This is a genomic window from Sphaerisporangium sp. TRM90804 (assembly GCF_029846175.1).
Lineage (GTDB): Bacteria > Actinomycetota > Actinomycetes > Streptosporangiales > Streptosporangiaceae > Sphaerisporangium.
The window spans coordinates 22,399-38,360 of the sequence record NZ_JARWAC010000013.1 but is presented as its reverse complement, the minus strand read 5'-3'; the positions used below and the strand labels follow the sequence as shown (position 1 = coordinate 38,360).

Sequence of the window (15,962 nt, the reverse complement as noted above, 5' to 3'; positions counted from 1 at the left end):
CGGCATGAGCCACCGGCCGCGAACCCACCCGCACGCCGTCCCCCATACCCGGGACGCCGGTACGTGGCACGGTTGCGGCTGGGCGGTCCGCTGGTGTTCGGGGCGGTGTCATCGGGTTCGTCCCGTCAGATGTCCGGCCCCACGGGGGGGAAGTCGCCGGTATCTCGCGTGTCGGGAAGGGGGCTGGGGCACACTGGCTGGCGGCGGGCGCGGGGGGAACCCGGGCCCGGAGCTGATCGTTGCTCAGAGGTCGGATCACACGGACACATCGGGAGAGGGAAGCCGTGGTATTCAAACGGTTGCTGGGAGCCTTGGGCGTCGGAGGTCCTTCGGTGGACACCGTCCTGGCCACGACGCAGGTGCAGCCCGGCGGGGTCCTCGCCGGTGAGGTCCGCCTCAAGGGCGGCGACGTCGACTCCGAGATCGAGTACGTCGCGCTGGGGCTGGTCACCCGGGTGGAGAGCGAGGTCGGGGACGGTGAGCACGCCGGCACCGCCGAGTTCTTCCAGACCCGGGTCGCCGGGCCGTTCTCCCTGCGCAAGGGCGAGCAGCAGAACATCCCCTTCCAGTTCGCCGTCCCGTGGGAGACGCCGATCACCGAGATCCAGGGCCGGCCCATGCGCGGCTCGGCCGTGGGCGTGCGCACCGAGCTCGCGATCGCCAAGGCCGTGGACAAGGGTGACCTCGACCCCGTCGCGATCGTGCCGCTGCCCTCACAGGACCAGGTCTTGCAGGCGTTCTCCCGGCTCGGCTTCCACTTCAAGAGCGCCGACTTCGAGGCGGGGCAGCTCTTCGGGGTCGACCAGCGGCTCCCGTTCTTCCAGGAGATCGAGTTCTACCCGCCCGGCCAGTACGCCGGGCAGGTCAACGAGGTCGAGCTGACGTTCGTCGCCAACCCCGAGGGCCTGGAGGTGATCCTGGAGGCCGACAAGCGCGGCGGCATGTTCCAGTCCGGGCACGACTCCTTCGGCCGCTTCCAGGTCACCCACGACCAGGCTCTGCGCATCGACTGGACGGCCGAGATCGGCCGCTGGCTGGACGGCCTCGCGGGCCGCCACGGCCACTCGGCCGGACCGGCGGCCCACGGCCAGGCCCACTACGGGGAAGGGCACTACGGCGGGCCGCACCACGAGCACGACCACCACGGCCACGGCCACCATCGCGGCGGCCCGGGCCTGGGCGCGGTCGCCGCGGCGGGCGCCGCCGGAGTCGTCGGCGGCCTGGTCGCCGCCGAGGTGGCCGACGAGATCGGCGACGCCTTCGAGGGCGAGGACGAGGGCGGCGGCGACTGGTAGAACCCACCGCCACGACCGCCTGCCCGCCCGGCCACGCTCCCGGCCGCCGTACGCGACGCCGCCTCCCCGGCGACCGCCGCGCCGTCCTCACGGCGGCCGGTCACGGGGTGGTGGGAGGGCCGTGGGTCAGCGATCGGGAGAGGCGCTGGAAGGCCTCCCTGTCGTTCAGGCGGGGGAACGGGATGTCGGGGACGGGGACGCCGAGGAAGGCGCACAAGCGGGGCCAGCCCTCGCGGACGTCGTACACCAGGAGGCGGTCGGGCGGGATCGTGTCGCGGACCTCGCGGACGTGGTCCTGGAAGATCTGGATGAGGCGGTGCCTGTCGCGCGTCTCCCCGCCCAGGACGCCCTCCACGACGGTGGTGCGGGCCATGCGGGCGAACGTGCGGAAGTGGGCGCCGCGGCGGCTCAGCACCGCCATGGCCAGGCGCCTGAAGCGACCGGCCTTCAGATGGGGCCGCCGGAGTATGGTCGCGCGCATGCTCTCGTACCAGCGTTCGGGGTCCCTGACGGTGAGCAGCACCTTCGCGTCGGGGTAGTGCTCGGCGAGCTCACGCCAGTAGGCCGCGGCGGGCCAGTCGAGCGTCGCGTCGAAGTCTCCAAGCACGGCGTCCCAGTCGGTGGATCTTCCCTCGGCGATGTCGAGCCACGCGTTGATCAGGTCGGGGCGCCGCATCACCTCCGTCATGTGGTTGCAGGGGGCGAATCCAAGCGTCTCCAGCGCCACTTTGAGGGATAGCGTCCCCGTCCGGCCGAATCCCGCGCCTATGACCCGCATGTGCGTCCCCCGTCCGACCGGTCACCACCTCCCACCGGGGGTCTCGTGCCGCTCGGGCGGGTCGGTGACATGCCGATCCATGCAAGGTTCATTCCCACCGGGGAGTCAAGGAGACACGTACGAGCGGAACGGACGGCCGTCCGCGCGCTCACCGCGTCCCGGGGGCCCGGTCAGACCTTCCGTCACAGCCGTCCCCCGGGCACCGGCCGGGCGGGTGGTCGCCACTCCCTCGACGCGTGCCCTTGTGCGGGCACGACCACGAGGGACAGACTGACCGGAACGGGCGCCACAGACGGGAGGGCCGACATGTCGCTGACGGTACGCCGCGAGCGCCGTCACGACTTCACGGTGATCACCATCGTGGGCGAGGTCGACAGGAACGGCATGTCCCAGTTGGGCAAGCACATCGACGAGGCCTTCGAGCAGCACCCCGGCCCCCGGCTGCTGTTCGACCTGTCAGAGATGAGCTTCATCGACTCCTCCGGCCTGCGGCTCCTGATCGGCGCCTGCGGCAGGACCGCCCGCAACGGCGGCACCTGCGCGGTGTGCGGCCTCTGCCCCACGCCGCGGAAGATCCTGCAGATCACCGGCCTCGACGCCATGTTCGACATCTACGCGGACGTGACGGCGGCGCTGGCCGGCGGCCCGCTGGAGAGCGCCGCGACCCGCCACCTCGTCTGACCGCGCCGTCAGGCGGCGCGTCGATCCGACACCACCAGGCGGGCCCTGTCTCAGGGAGGCAAGCGAAAGCGGCGGGGTGTCGATCACCGACACCAGCGGGCGGGCCGGTCTCAGGGAGGCGAGGCGTCGCGGTGGGACTCCTGGGCGCGGACCTCCTCGATGTCGGGCAGCCGCCGCATGCCGTGGACGGCGCGGGCGGTGCGCGGGTTGCGGGCCAGGTGCTCCTCGTTGCGGGAGACGAACCACCAGTACCCCGCCGTGTACGGGCAGGCGTCCTCGCCCGTGCGCAGGGTCGGGCGGTAGCGGCAGGGGCCGCAGAAGTCGCTCATGCGGTTGATGTAGGCGCCGCCCGCCGCGTACGGCTTGGTGGCCAGCATCCCGCCGTCGGCGTGCTGGGACATGCCGATCACGTTCGGCACCATCACCCAGTCGTAGCCGTCGACGAAGCAGCGGTGGTACCAGTCGGTGAGCGCCAGGGGGTCGAATCCGCGTTGCATGGCGTAGTTGCCGAGCACCATGAGCCGGACGATGTGGTGGGTGAAGCCGGTGTCGCGCACCTGGCGCAGCGCCCATGACAGGCAGCGCGCCTCGACGGCGTCGGCGTCCAGCTCGGCGAACCACGCGGGCAGCGGCACGTGGGCGGACAGGCGGTTGAGGTTGCGGTAGTCGTCCCCGAAGTGCCAGTACAGGTGCCAGGTGTAGTCACGCCAGCCGATGAGCTGCCGCACGTAGCCCTCGACGCTCGCCAGCGGCGCGCGCCCGTCGCGGTAGGCGGCCTCGGCGGCGCGCACGCACTCCATGGGGTCGAGCAGGCCGAGGTTGACGGCGGCCGACAGCCGGCTGTGCGCCATGTGCGGGTCGGACGACAGCATGGCGTCCTGGAAGGGCCCGAAGACGGGCAGCCGGTGCGTGATGAAGTGCCGCAGCGCCCGCAGCGCCTCCCGGCGGGTGGCGGGGAAGCCGCGCGGGCCGTCCCGCCCGGCGAACGCGACCTCGCCGTCGCGCTCCCACCGGTCGAGGTCGTGGCGCACCTCCTCGTCGATCTCGTCCTCCTCGGGCGCCCACGGCGGCGGGAGGTCCAGCCCTCCGGACGGCGGCGGCAGGCGGTTGTCGGCGTCCAGGTTCCACCTGCCGCCGGCGGGGTCGTCCCCGTCCATCAGCACGAGGAGGCGGCGCCGGGCGTCGCGGTAGAAGTCCTCCAGGAGCAGTCGCCGCCGGCCGCGGTCGCGGACCCAGGCGCCGAACTCCCCGGGGGACGTGGTGAACCCGCGCGGGGGCAGCACGGTCACCTCGTCGCGGCGCCGGACGAAGGCCTCCGCCGCGTAACTGGTGGGGTGGCAGACGGTGAGCGGCGCCCCGAGCGTGTCGAGCGCCTCGCCGTAGGTGCGGGTCCTGGCGAACTCGGCGCGGTCGCCCAGCTCGGCCGCGCGGTGCCGCAGCGCGGACAGCACCAGGTGGGCCTTCTGCCGGTGGAAGCGCCTGCGTGCCAGCACGGACCGGGCCTCGACGAGCAGCACGGGCTGCTCCGCCGAGTCGAGGAAGTGGTCCCCGAGCTGGTCGGCGAAGAGCCACCGCCGCGTCTGCCCCCGCACGCTCCCCCTCCGCCCGACGCCGGCTCGCCGGGAACCACCCCGCCCTTGCCGAGGTTGGTACCCACCCCGGGCCCGGCACGACCACGAGCGGCCCCACGCGAACGGCTGATCACCGCTCCCTCAAAGGGCCGGGCGAGCGGCGCGTGCCCACCGGCAAGGGCCGGCATCCGGTGGGCGGGGCCCGCGCGGACGGCTGATCACCGCTCCCCTCGCGGGGCGCGGCGAGCGGCGCGCGCCCACCAGGAGGGCCGGCATCCGGTGGGCGGGGCGCGTGCGGACGGCTGATCACCGCTCCCTCGCGGGACGCGGGCGAGCGGCGCGCGCCCACCGGGGAGGGCCGGCATCCGGTGGGCGGGGCCGCGCGCGGCGCTCAGGCGACGGGTTCGGCGAGTCGGTCGTCGGCGAACTGGGTGTGGTAGAGCTCGGAGTAGCGGCCGGAGGCGGCGAGGAGCTGCTCGTGGGTGCCGCGCTCGACGATGCGGCCGTTCTCGACCACCAGGATGAGGTCGGCGGCCCTGATCGTGGAGAGCCGGTGCGCGATGACGACGGCGGTGCGGCCGGCGAGCGCCTCGCCGAGGGCCTCCTGCACCGCGGCCTCGGACGTGGAGTCGAGGTGGGCGGTGGCCTCGTCGAGGATGACCACGCGGGGCCGGGCAAGCAGCAGGCGGGCGATCGTCAGGCGCTGCCGCTCGCCGCCCGACAGCCGGTAGCCGCGCTCCCCCACGACGGTCTCCAGGCCGTCGGGCAGGGAGGCGATCAGGTCGGACAGCCGGGCGCGGCGCAGAGCGTCCCAGAGGTCGTCCTCCGAGGCCTCGGGGCGGGCGAGCAGCAGGTTGGCGCGCACGGTCTCGTGGAACAGGTGCCCGTCCTGGGTGACCATGCCGAGCGTCTCGCGGACGGAGTCGGCGGTCAGGTCTCTGACGTCGACCCCGGCCAGCCGCACGGCGCCTTCGTCGACGTCGTATAGCCGGGTGGCGAGCTGGGCGATCGTGAACTTGCCGGCGCCCGAGGAGCCGACGAGCGCCACCATCTGCCCGGGCTCGGCGCGGAAGGAGACGTCGTGGATGACCTGGACGCCGCCGCGGGTGTCGAGCGTGGCGACCTCCTCCAGGGAGGCCAGGGACACCTTGTCGGCCGAGGGGTAGGCGAAGGCGACGTGGTCGAACTCGACGGAGACCGGGCCGTCGGGCACCCGCCGGGCGTCGGGCTTGTCGGCGATCAAGGGCTTGAGGTCGAGCACCTCGAACACCCGCTCGAAGCTGACCAGCGCGCTCATCACCTCGACCCGGGCGCTCGCCAGGGAGGTCAGCGGCGCGTAGAGCCGGGTGAGCAGCAGCGCGAGGGACACCAGGGCCCCGGCGTCGAGCTGGCCGCGCAGGGCGTAGAAGCCGCCGAGCCCGTAGACCAGGGCCAGCGCGAGGGCGGAGACCAGGGTGAGGGCGGTGACGAACACCGACTGGACCATGGCCGTGCGCACGCCGATGTCGCGCACCCGGCCGGCGCGGCCGGCGAACTCGGCGGACTCGTGGGCGGGCCTGCCGAACAGCTTGATGAGCGTGGCGCCGGGCGCGGAGAAGCGCTCGGTCATCTGGGTGCCCATGCGGGCGTTATGGTCGGCGGCCTCGCGTTCGAGCCGGGCCAGGCGCGAGCCCATGCGGCGGGCGGGCACCACGAACACCGGCAGCAGGAGCAGCGCGAGCAGGGTGATCTGCCAGGAGATGCCGATCATGACGACGAGCGTGAGCACCAGCGTGACGAGGTTGCCCGCCACGCCGGAGAGGGTGTCGCTGAACGCCCGGTGCGCCCCGATGACGTCGTTGTTGAGCCGGCTGACCAGGGCGCCGGTGCGGGTGCGGGTGAAGAAGGCGACCGGCATGCGCTGCACGTGGTCGAAGACGGTGGTGCGGAGGTCGAGGATCAGACCCTCGCCGATGCGCGCCGACAGCCATCGGGTCAGCAGGCCGAGCCCGGCGTCGACGATCGCGATGCCCGCGATGAGCACCGCCAGCCCCACCACGACGTCGGTGGCGGCGCCCTTCACGATGGCGTTGACCACCTGCCCCGCGAGCACGGGCGTCGCCACCGCCAGCGCGGCGGTCACCACGCTCAGCACCAGGAAGCCCGTCAGCTTACGGCGGTGCGGCTGGGCGAACCGGCCTATGCGCCGCAGCGTGGCCATGGAGAACGGCCGGCGATCCTGCTGGGCGTGCATCGCGGTGTACATCGAGTGCCACGCGGTCACTTCCATGTCCATTGACAGTCACGCCTTCGCTCGGGACCGAAAAGCAAGCCTGAAGTAGAAATTAGAGCCCGGGTACGACACTTTCCGGCCTCGTGATCGACACTAGGACCTCAACCAAAGTTGAGGTCAACCCCGAAGACTCAGGAGAGTGCCGCCCGGCCCGGCTCGCGGGGTCGCGTCCGGGGCCCGCGTGTTTGCCCGAACGCATGCTGGGGGTTTGCCTCCGCTCTGGTGACCCGTGCGAGAAGGCGTGATTAGTGTGAACTCGTACCGCGCCGTTCTGGCGTATCCCGGGAGCCATTGCGACGCCCCGTCCGCCCGCAGGTCACGCGGGCCAGCAGAAGAATCCGATTCGGAGTGATTCTCATGCTCAGACGACTCATCGCCATCGGCATCACGCTGACGGCCTCCCTGCTCGCCATGGCGGCGCCGGGCCTGCACTTCGGCGACGACGGCGACTATGACGATGACGACGACGACGGCTGGGACGACGACTACTGATCGACCCGGGACGTCGGCAACCGAGGCGCGGCGGTCGGGTACGGCCCGGCGCCGGAAAACGGAACGGCCCCGCGGGCGCGTGCCCGCGGGGCCGTTCCGTCGATCATGGGGCGGGCGTGACCGCCCGTACCGGGCCGGTGCGGGCCCGGTGCCGTCCGGTCAGCAGCGCCGGCCGGTGTTGATGCAGTCCACGGCCCGCTTCATCAGGTCTTCCGACATGACGTTGATGAAGTCGCCGTGGTCGGTGACGGGCTTGTGGAGCTGCTCGGGGAAGCTGTCGAGCGCGAAGCCCGGGCCCGGGGGCAGGTTGTAGGTGATCCGCTGCTCAAGCGCGGGGATCGCCTGGAAACCCTCGGGGCAGGCGCCGTCGGCGCCGGCGAAGGTGACGTGGGTGCGGTGGTTGGCGCTGTCGATGTTGCTGCCGTCCCAGCAGCTCTGGAACTGCAGCAGGCGGACGACCTGGCTGCCGCGCGGGCAGATCGGGTACTTGTCCTTGAGCGTGCGGTTCTCGAAGCCGGTGCAGGTCCACCTGGCGTTGGCGTTCGTCGGGCCGTTGGTGAACGACTTGGCGTCGCCGGTGATGATGCGCAGGAACTGCGGCATCGCCACGACCTTGCTGTTCGGGTTGCCCCGCATGGTCAGCGTGACCGAGGCGGGCTTGACGATCTGGCCGACGTTGCCGTCCAGGCCGCCGCCCGGCTTGTCGGCGTCGGGTCCCGCCCTGTTCTGCAGGCGGACCACCGGCCAGTAGTGGGTGGACTTGTCGCCGTTGGAGCACGTGGTGTCCGCGGCGAGCAGGCTCTCGTTGGTGGAGAAGCCGTTGGAGTCGAGGTTGCCGACGTAGTCGTGCACGTGGTGCGCGCCGTTGGTCACGCCGGGCGCCACGATCACGTTGTCGGAGTTGTGGTGGCCCCCCTCGTTGCGCCCGCAGCGGGAGACGAAGCTGCCCCGCGATCCCGCACGGGAGAAGTTCGGCCGGTTGACGTTCGGCTGGACGCTGCGGATGTCGACGAAGTCCTCGGGCGAGGGCCCGTTGGCGCCTCCGCTGCCCGTGGGGCTCGGGGAGGGGGACGGCGAGCCGGTGGGGCTGGCCGTCGGGTCACCGGTGCCGGTGGGCGAGGGCGACGCGGTCGGGTCGTCGCTGCCGGTCGGGCTGGGGGTGGGGGTGGGCTCGCCGCCGCCCGCGCCGTCCTGGAGCTGGCACGTCTGCAGCCCGCGCAGGGTGCGCAGGGCGACCGCGCGGACCCCGGCGCGCAGGAGCGCGTTGGAGATCCGGTTGATCGTGATCGTGCGCGCGACGCGCAGCGGGTTCAGCACCGTGGCGCGGATGACCGAGGCGCTGCCCCGGTCGCCGAGCCGCGCCAGCCGCTGGTTCGCCTGGGCGATCTGCCGGTCGAGCAGGTCCAGGTTCCGCTGGACCTCGCGCTCGGCCCGGGCGGGCACTTCGGGCAGCTTCTCGGAGACCGAGGGGCAGTTCACCGTGCGGACGGCGGCCTCGCCGTCTCCGTCGCCGGCGTCGGCCGTCGGGCTCGGGGTCGCCTGCTCGGACTCGGTCGGCTCGGGCGCGGCCGTCGGGTCCTCGGCGGGGGCCGAGGGGGACGGGGCGGGGTTCTGTGCGCCTCCGGCCGCGCCGGTGCTCACGGAGCAGTCGGCCAGCTCCTGAAGACCGGTGGGACGCGCGGCGACGCGGTCGATGGCCCCGATGATCCTGTTCAGGGTGGACAGGCGCTTCTCCCGCAGCGGGCTCAGCACACTGTCCTGGATGAAGTCGCGGTCGGCCTGCGCGCCGGCTTGGGTGAGCTGCCTGTTCGCCGCGGCGACCTGGTCGTCGAGGAAGGCGAGCTTCTGCTCCACCTCGGCGGCCACGGCGGCCGGAATCTGCGGTAGCGCGTCGGCCACCGAGGGGCAGTCGACCGTGGGCGCGGCGGCGCCGACGGTGAGAGCCGACAGAGACGCCTCCGCGCTCATCGGCTGCGCAGCCGGGGTCAGGCTCCCCACCACCAGACTGATCCCCGCCCCGCTGAGGGCCAGGGCGCTCAGGACGGGCCTGAACCGCCGTCTGTGCTGCATTTGGGTCATTCGAACTCCTCCCGGAGTCTGTGCTCATGGCGGCAGTCGTTGGTGCCCCATCGCCGGGAGGTACGCGGGCCGGAGCGGAAGGGTTCGACCGATCCGAGAAAAAGTTTTGGCCGTTTCTGGCGGGAGGTGTCCGAAGGCCGGGCCGCAGGACACGCCCGCGGGCGCGCGGATCCGTCCGGAAAGAGGCTGAACCGAACCCCCGGGCGCGCCGTATCCCCATGCGGTGACGACTACAGGAACGCTGGACGGGAGAACTGCCATGGGACGTCTCAGGCTCACCGCGCACCTGGCGTCGCGGATGACCGCCCTGCTCGGGGCGGTTCTGGCGCTCGGGCTGGCGACCGGATGCAGCGGGGGCGAGAGCGCGGATCCGGCGGCCCTGAGCGCGGCCGCCGGCGGCGCGCCGGCCGCCAACCCCGGGCCGCCCGCCACGCTGAAGCAGCTCGCGACCAAGACCGGCTGCGCCAAGCCGCAGGTGCAGACCGAGGCCGAGGAACTGCGGCAGGGGGTGTGCAAGACCGACAAGGGCCAGTACACCCTGACCACCTTCACCACCGACAAGGGCAAGGAGGACTGGCTGACGGAGGCGAGGAAGTGGGGCGGCTCCTACCTCGTGGGCACCCGGTGGGTGATCGCGGGCAACGACACCGGCCTGCTCCAGACCTTCAGCGACAAGGTCGGCGGCAACCTTGTGACGACGGCCCCATGACGCCCGCCGCCCGCACCGCGCCCGCCCGCCCGCGTACGCCCGCCCGCCGCCGGGGCGCTCCCCCGCCGGTCGGCGACGGCCGCGCGCCGCGGCCGGCACGCCCGTACGCCGCCGTGCTGCTGGCCGCCGGCCTCGCGCTGGCGGCCGGCGGCTGCGGCGCCGGCGCCCACGGCGCGACCGGGGCGCCCGCCACCGTGGAGGAGCTGGCCGCCAAGACCGGATGCGCCAAGCCCCAGATGCAGGTGGACGCCGCCGAGCTGCGGCAGGCCATGTGTAAGACGGCCAAGGGCCAGTACTCGGTGACGACCTTCGCCACCGAGCAGGGCAAGCAGAAGTGGCTGGAGGACGCTCTGGACTACGGCGGCGCCTACCTCATCGGCACCCGGTGGATCGTCCTGGGCAACACCGAGGAGATGCTGGAGTCGTTCCGCGGCCAGCTCGGCGGCACCGTGCGCAGGGGCGGACACGTCATGCCGCAGGACGGGGCGACGCCGGGCGGGCCTCCGCCCCAGCACTCGGGGAACCACACCCAGCACCATTCGGGCTGAGCGCCCGGCTCGCCCGCCGTTCGCGACGACGACTCCGCCCGGCTCGCGCCGCCCTTGGCCGGCGCCGGCCAAGGGCGGGCCGGCTCAGGAGATCGACAGGGCCCCGGACGGGCACACCTGCACGGCCCGGCGGGCCGTCGCCTCCTGCGCGGTGGAGGGCTCCGCCCGCAGGACGAGCACGGTGCCGTCCTCCTCGCTCTGGTCGAACAACTCCGGCGCCGTGAGAGCGCACATCCCGGCGCCGACGCAGCGCCCGGCGTCCGCGTGGATCTTCATGACCGGCGACCTCCTGACAGGTGACCGGGCTACCAGGTGACCGGCAGCCGCTGTACTCCGTAGATGGCGCTGTTGGAGCGCATCACCACCTCCTCGCGCGGGACGGCGAGGCTCAGGCCGGGGAACCTGTTCAGCAGCGCCAGGTAGCCGATGCGCATCTCGACGCGCGCGAGCTGCTGCCCCAGGCACTGGTGGATGCCGTGGCCGAACGCTACGTGCCCGGGCGCCTCACGCCCGACGTCCAGCGTGTCGGGCTCGCCGAACTTGGCGGGGTCGCGGTCGGCCGCCGAGAGGGACAGCGTCACCGACTGCCCCGCCTTGACGAGCCGGCCGCCGATCTCGGCGTCCTCCAGCGCGGTCCTGATCGGGCCGAGGTGCACGATGGTGAGGTAGCGCAGCAGTTCCTCGACCGCCGTGTCGATCAGCGAGGGGTCCTTCCGCAGCGCCGCGAGCTGCTCGGGCTCGCCGAGCAGCGTGTAGGTGCCCAGGGCGAGCATGTTGGCGGTGGTCTCGTGGCCGGCGATGAGCAGGAGCACCGCCACGCCGGTGACCTCGTCGTCGGTCAGCTCCCCCGTGGACAGCAGGCCGCTGATCAGGCCGTCGTCGGGCTCCTCGCGCCTGCGCTCCACCAGGCCGCGCAGATAGCCCATCAGGCTGCGGATCGCCTGCGCGAACTGCTCGGCCGTGGAGTCGAAGCTGAGCAGGGCGCTGGAGTCGCGCTGGAAGCGGTCGTGGTCGGCGTAGGGCACGCCGAGCAGCTCGCAGATCACCAGGGACGGGATGGGCAGCGCGAAGTCGCGCACCAGGTCGGCGGGCGGGCCCGCGGCCTCCATGGCGTCCAGCATGTCCGAGGTGATCTTCTCGATCCTCGGTTCGAGTGCCTTCATGCGGCGGACGGTGAACTGGCCGGTGAGCAGCCTGCGGAAGCGCGTGTGCTCGGGCGGGTCCTCGCGGAGGAAGAAGCCGGGGGTCGAGGAGACCACGCTCATGCGCCGCTTCTGCTCGGGCAGTGCGGGGTGCAGGTGCTCGGCCCGGGCGCTGAAGCGGGGGTCGGCGAGGACGGCGCGCACGACGGCGTGGCCGGTGGCCAGCCAGCCCATGTGTCCGTCGGCGTAGGCCATCGGCCTGAGGGGGCTCTCCTCGCGCCAGCGGCCGAGCGCGGCGGGCGGGTCGAGGGGGGTCTCCCTCGACAGGGTGAGGGTGACGGGAGGGGGCGTTGCTTGATCCATGGCGCGGCTCCTCATTCGAAGGCCTGGACGGGATGACCCTTCCTGCCGTCCACAGAACAGTACCGGCTGCGAAATTGCAATCGGTGAAAAGAAACATCTGATGTAGTAAAGTTCGCCCATGGCGCCCGGGACGGGGTTGAGAGAACGCAAGAAGCTGCGCACGCGGCACGCGCTGGTCGAGGCCGCCGTGCGGCTGTTCGAGCTGAAGGGCTACGAGGAGACCACCGTGGCCGAGATCGCGGCCTCCGTCGACGTCTCGACACGCACGTTCTTCAGCTACTTCGCCAGCAAGGAGGACGTGGTCTTCCACGACACCCGGGCCAGGGTGGAGCGCGCTCTCGCCGTCATCGCCGAGCGGCGCCCGGAGGAGACCCTGGTCGAGCTGCTCCCCCGGCTGGCCGAGGCGACGCTCGTCCCGGAGGAGACGACGGGTGAGCGGGCGCTGGAGCTGGCCGCGGCGCGCACCCGCCTGATCATGACGGTGCCGGCCCTGGAGGCGCGGGCGCTGCACGTGCTCTTCGACGTCCAGCGCGAGGTGGCCGAGGCGCTGCGCCGGGCCTGCCCCGACGAGGTCGATCCCGTCGAGGCCGCCGCGGCGGTCGGCGCCTTCGTCGGCGCGGCGACGATGGCGGCGGTGGCCGCCCGCGACCGCGGCGACTCCCTGCCCGAGATCGCGGCCGCGGCCCGCCAGGGAGTGGCGATCGCCATGCGTGGCCTGCGCTCACTCCCGTCGCGGTCGGGCCCGCAGACCGAGCGGGTCCATTCCGGTCGGGAAAAATTCGCCACAAAAGGGTAGCGGACTGGCGAGAATCGCAGGCATCCTGGGCGGAATCGGTTTGATCAGGATGATTTGCACGCTACCGGCCAGTATTACGCCAAAATCATGCTCCGGGGGTAGCCGTACGGTCCGCCCTCGGCCATGAACATCGGGGCTCCCCCGGGAGCCCGTACGAAGTTGCGCCCACAATTGGATTGCGGCGGGGCTGTTCGTGGTGTTCCGTCTCGCTGTGGGGTACAGACATGAACGGTCGTGACAGTCTGCCGCCGGGCGAGGGAGCCGGGGTGGCGTTCTCCGGCGGCACCCCTCTCGTCGGCCGTCGTGACGCGCTGCACGCCTTCGCACAGGCCGTCGATGCGACGGTCGCCCGTGGGTTCGAGTTCATGGCGGTGGTGGGCGAGCCCGGCGCGGGCAAGACCCGGCTGCTGGCGGAGCTGTCGTCGCTGGCCGCCGGCCGGGGGCTGGCCACGTTGTGGGGCAGGGCCGCCGAGTTCGAGCAGATCATGCCGTTCAGCGTGCTGATCGACGCGCTGGACGACCACCTGGAGGCCAGCCGCGACGAGCTGGCGGGCCGGCTCAGAACGGCGCAGGCCCGGCAGCTGGCGTCGGTGTTCCCGGCGCTGGCCGCCAAGCTGGCCGAGAACGTTCCCGACGACGAGCCCGACGAGGACGACCAGAGCGGCATGGTCCGCTACCGGCTGTACCGGGCGCTGCGCCAGCTCGTCGACGAGCTGGCCGGCCCGCGCGGGCTGGCGCTGATCCTGGACGACGTGCACTGGGCCGACGACAGCTCGGCGGAGTTCCTGGACCACCTGGTGCGCCACCCGCCGCGCGGCCGGGTGCTGGTCGTGGTGGCCTACCGTCCCGCGCAGGTCGCCCCGCGCCTGGCCGCGCTGGTGCGCACCGCCGGCGCCAACGGCCGTCAGGTCACCGTCGGCCCGCTGAACCAGGCCGAGGTGGAGGAGTTCCTGGGGCCACAGGTCAACGGCACGCGCCGCAGGGCGTTGTACGAGGCCAGCGGCGGCAACCCGTTCTACCTGGAGGCGCTGGCCCGCATGGGGCAGCTCTCGGTGGGCGAGCTGCCGCCGACGGTGCGGGCGGCGTTGCAGGTGGAGCTGGGCGACCTGTCGCCGGGGTCGCTGCTGATCGCGCAGGCCGCGGCGGTGACCGCGGATGAGTTCGAGCCCGCACTTGCGGCTGTGACCGCGCAGGTGCCGCTGGCCACGGCGCTGGAGGCGCTGAACGAGCTGGTGGCCCGTGACATCGTGCGCCCGGTGGCGGGCCGTTTCCGGTTTCGCCACCCGCTGGTGCGCCAGGCGGCGTACGAGTCGACGGCGGCCGGGTGGCAGCTCGCCGCGCACGCCCGGCTGGCCGCGCACCTGGCCACCCTGGGCGCGCCGGCCACCGTCCAGGCGCACCACTTCGAGCGGTCCGGCTCCTTCGGCGACCAGCGGGCCATCGCCACGCTGATCGAGGCGGCGCGCGCGGTGGCCCCGCAGGCGCCGGTGACCGCGGCGCACTGGCTGCGCAAGGCGCTGGACCTGATGCCCGAGGACCCCGCGCGGCTGGAGGACCGGCTGGAGCTGCTCATGGAGCTCAGCCGCGCCCAGGGGGTCAGCGGCCGGCTGGCCGAGGGCCGCGACACCGCGCGCGAGCTGCTGCGGCTGCTGCCCGTCGGCGAGCACGCCCGCCGGGCCAGGGCCGCGCGCATCTGCGCGCTGATGGAACGCCAGCTCGACCGCCCGCACGAGGCGCGGGCCCTGCTGCTGGACGAACTGCGCCGCATGCCCGACCCCCGCGCCGCCGCCGCGATCCCGCTGCGGATGCGCCTGGTCGCCGAGAGCATGATGCGCGTCGACTTCCGCGCCGCCCAAGCCGTGCTCGACCTCATGCCCGACTCCGCCGACGACTGGGAGCCCGGCCTGGCCATGGCCGTCGCCGCTCTGCGGCCGATGCCCGCCTACGCCGCCGGCATGCTGGAGGAGGCGCTGCGCTTCGCCGACGCCGCCGACGGCCTCATCGTCACCGCGCTGGACGAGCACCTGGCCGAGTGGCTGGACGCGGTGGCGTGGCTGTGCTGGGCCGAGACCAACCTGGGACGCTACTCGGTGGCCCTGCGGCACTTCGACCGCGCGGTCTCGGTGGCCCGCGCCACCGGGCAGACCTACATCCTGACCAACCTGCTGGCGGGCAAGGCCCGCACCCTGGGCGTCCTGGGCCGGCTGCCCGAGGCGCTGGCGACCATCGAGGAGTCGGTCGAGGGCGCCCGCCTGCTGGAGTCGGGGCAGCAGCTCGTCTTCGCGCTCACCCAGGTGTGCCTGGCCTCGGCCTGGTCGGGCGACCACGAGGCCGCGCTGCGCGCCGGCGACGAGGCGGTCGCGACGGGCGTGGGCGCCGGGGAGGTCTGGGCCGACATGGCCCGGCAGGCCCGCGGCGTCGCGCTGATCGTGGCCGGCCGCCTGGACGAGGGCGTCACGGCCGTGCTCGAGGCCTGCGACGGCTTCCGCAACCCGCGCGTCGACCGGGGCACGCTGCTGGCGACGTGTGAGATCGTCGCCCAGGCCGAGGCCGCGCGCGGCCGTCCGGCCGAGGCCGCGTTCTGGGCCGACCGGGCGCTGGAGTACGTCGACCCGCTGCCGGGCTTCTCCGGCCTCATCCCGCTGGCCCGCGCGCACGCCCTGCGCGCCACCGACCCGGCCGCCGCCGCCGAGCACGCCGCCGAGGCCGCCCGCGTCCTGACCGACGGGGGCCGGATGATCGACGCCGGACGTGCCCTGCTCACCGCCGGCATGGCCTACGGCGAGGCCGGCGACAAGCGCCAGGCCCGCGCCCACCTGCGGCAGGCCACCGAGATCTTCCACACCGCCGGCGCCTGGGGTCTGGAGGCCCAGGCCGTGCGCGAGCAGCGCCGCCTCGGCGTGCGGGTCTCGGCCACCGGGCCGGGCGGCGCGAGCGGGCAGGGCGGGCAGGGCGGCGCCCCGCACGGGCTGTCGCCCCGGGAGGCGGAGATCGCCGCGTTGGTCGCCGAGGGGCTCACCAACCAGCAGGTCGCCGAGCAGCTTTTCCTCAGCGTGCGCACCGTGGAGACCCACCTGTCGCACGTCTTCGCCAAACTCGGCGTCTCCTCCCGGGTCGGGGTGGCCACCAAGCTGAACCGCGGCCCCTGATCCGGCGTCTCACGTACCGGGTCGCGTCTTATGTACGGGGTTTCCACGATGCCGCCCACACCGGGCGGTTGGCATTGTTGGAGCGGG

13 protein-coding genes are annotated in these 15,962 nt (G+C 73.1%); 7 read left to right on the top strand and 6 right to left on the bottom strand.

The window, feature by feature from the left end:
• Positions 1-284: 284 nt before the first annotated feature.
• Positions 285-1,295: a sporulation protein gene (locus PYR91_RS17165; protein WP_279780856.1), complete on the top strand. Its 1,011-nt coding sequence runs from the start codon at positions 285-287 to the stop codon at positions 1,293-1,295.
• A gap of 100 nt (positions 1,296-1,395) precedes the next feature.
• On the opposite strand, the gene PYR91_RS17160 is transcribed toward PYR91_RS17165, so the two are convergent.
• Positions 1,396-2,073 (bottom strand): sulfotransferase family protein, encoded by a 678-nt coding sequence (locus PYR91_RS17160; protein ID WP_279780854.1) that lies wholly within the window; start codon positions 2,071-2,073, stop codon positions 1,396-1,398.
• 306 nt (positions 2,074-2,379) lie between these two features.
• On the opposite strand from PYR91_RS17160, the gene PYR91_RS17155 reads away from it, so the two are divergent.
• Entirely contained in the window at positions 2,380-2,754 is a 375-nt protein-coding gene (locus PYR91_RS17155; protein ID WP_279780852.1) for an STAS domain-containing protein, read from the top strand.
• Positions 2,755-2,864: 110 nt separating this feature from the next.
• Here the strand turns inward: PYR91_RS17155 and PYR91_RS17150 are convergent, their stop codons facing one another.
• Positions 2,865-4,346, bottom strand: a complete 1,482-nt coding sequence (locus PYR91_RS17150; protein ID WP_279780851.1) for a cryptochrome/photolyase family protein — start codon at positions 4,344-4,346, stop codon at positions 2,865-2,867.
• A 370-nt stretch (positions 4,347-4,716) separates the two neighbouring features.
• Positions 4,717-6,600 (bottom strand): ABC transporter ATP-binding protein, encoded by a 1,884-nt coding sequence (locus tag PYR91_RS17145; protein WP_279780850.1) that lies wholly within the window; start codon positions 6,598-6,600, stop codon positions 4,717-4,719.
• A 354-nt stretch (positions 6,601-6,954) separates the two neighbouring features.
• Here PYR91_RS17145 and PYR91_RS17140 point away from each other — a divergent pair, with 354 nt between their 5' ends.
• A complete protein-coding gene (locus PYR91_RS17140) occupies positions 6,955-7,089 on the top strand; it encodes a hypothetical protein (RefSeq protein WP_279780849.1) in 135 nt (44 codons plus the stop codon).
• Between the two features lie 159 nt (positions 7,090-7,248).
• On the opposite strand, the gene PYR91_RS17135 is transcribed toward PYR91_RS17140, so the two are convergent.
• The gene (locus PYR91_RS17135; protein ID WP_279780847.1) at positions 7,249-9,159 is read right to left on the bottom strand and encodes a DUF1996 domain-containing protein; all 1,911 of its coding nucleotides are present in this window, start codon (positions 9,157-9,159) and stop codon (positions 7,249-7,251) included.
• Between the two features lie 268 nt (positions 9,160-9,427).
• On the opposite strand from PYR91_RS17135, the gene PYR91_RS17130 reads away from it, so the two are divergent.
• Together PYR91_RS17130 and PYR91_RS17125 are read left to right on the top strand one after the other, a co-directional pair.
• Positions 9,428-9,877, top strand: coding sequence for a hypothetical protein (locus tag PYR91_RS17130; protein ID WP_279780846.1), 450 nt, complete (start codon positions 9,428-9,430; stop codon positions 9,875-9,877).
• Complete coding sequence (locus PYR91_RS17125; protein ID WP_279780845.1) at positions 9,874-10,425, top strand: hypothetical protein; 552 nt, start codon at positions 9,874-9,876, stop codon at positions 10,423-10,425. Before PYR91_RS17130 ends, PYR91_RS17125 begins: the two co-directional genes overlap by 4 nt.
• 84 nt (positions 10,426-10,509) lie before the next feature.
• Here the strand turns inward: PYR91_RS17125 and PYR91_RS17120 are convergent, their stop codons facing one another.
• Both PYR91_RS17120 and PYR91_RS17115 read right to left on the bottom strand, forming a co-directional pair.
• Positions 10,510-10,701, bottom strand: a complete 192-nt coding sequence (locus tag PYR91_RS17120; protein WP_279780844.1) for a ferredoxin — start codon at positions 10,699-10,701, stop codon at positions 10,510-10,512.
• Between the two features lie 29 nt (positions 10,702-10,730).
• The gene (locus PYR91_RS17115; protein ID WP_279780842.1) at positions 10,731-11,930 is read right to left on the bottom strand and encodes a cytochrome P450; all 1,200 of its coding nucleotides are present in this window, start codon (positions 11,928-11,930) and stop codon (positions 10,731-10,733) included.
• A gap of 118 nt (positions 11,931-12,048) precedes the next feature.
• Between PYR91_RS17115 and PYR91_RS17110 the strand changes: the two genes are divergently transcribed.
• Both PYR91_RS17110 and PYR91_RS17105 read left to right on the top strand, forming a co-directional pair.
• On the top strand, positions 12,049-12,726 hold the full coding sequence (locus PYR91_RS17110) for a helix-turn-helix domain containing protein (RefSeq protein ID WP_279780841.1): 678 nt from the start codon (positions 12,049-12,051) through the stop codon (positions 12,724-12,726).
• A 224-nt stretch (positions 12,727-12,950) separates the two neighbouring features.
• Positions 12,951-15,875: a LuxR family transcriptional regulator gene (locus PYR91_RS17105; RefSeq protein WP_279780839.1), complete on the top strand. Its 2,925-nt coding sequence runs from the start codon at positions 12,951-12,953 to the stop codon at positions 15,873-15,875.
• Positions 15,876-15,962: the final 87 nt, after the last annotated feature.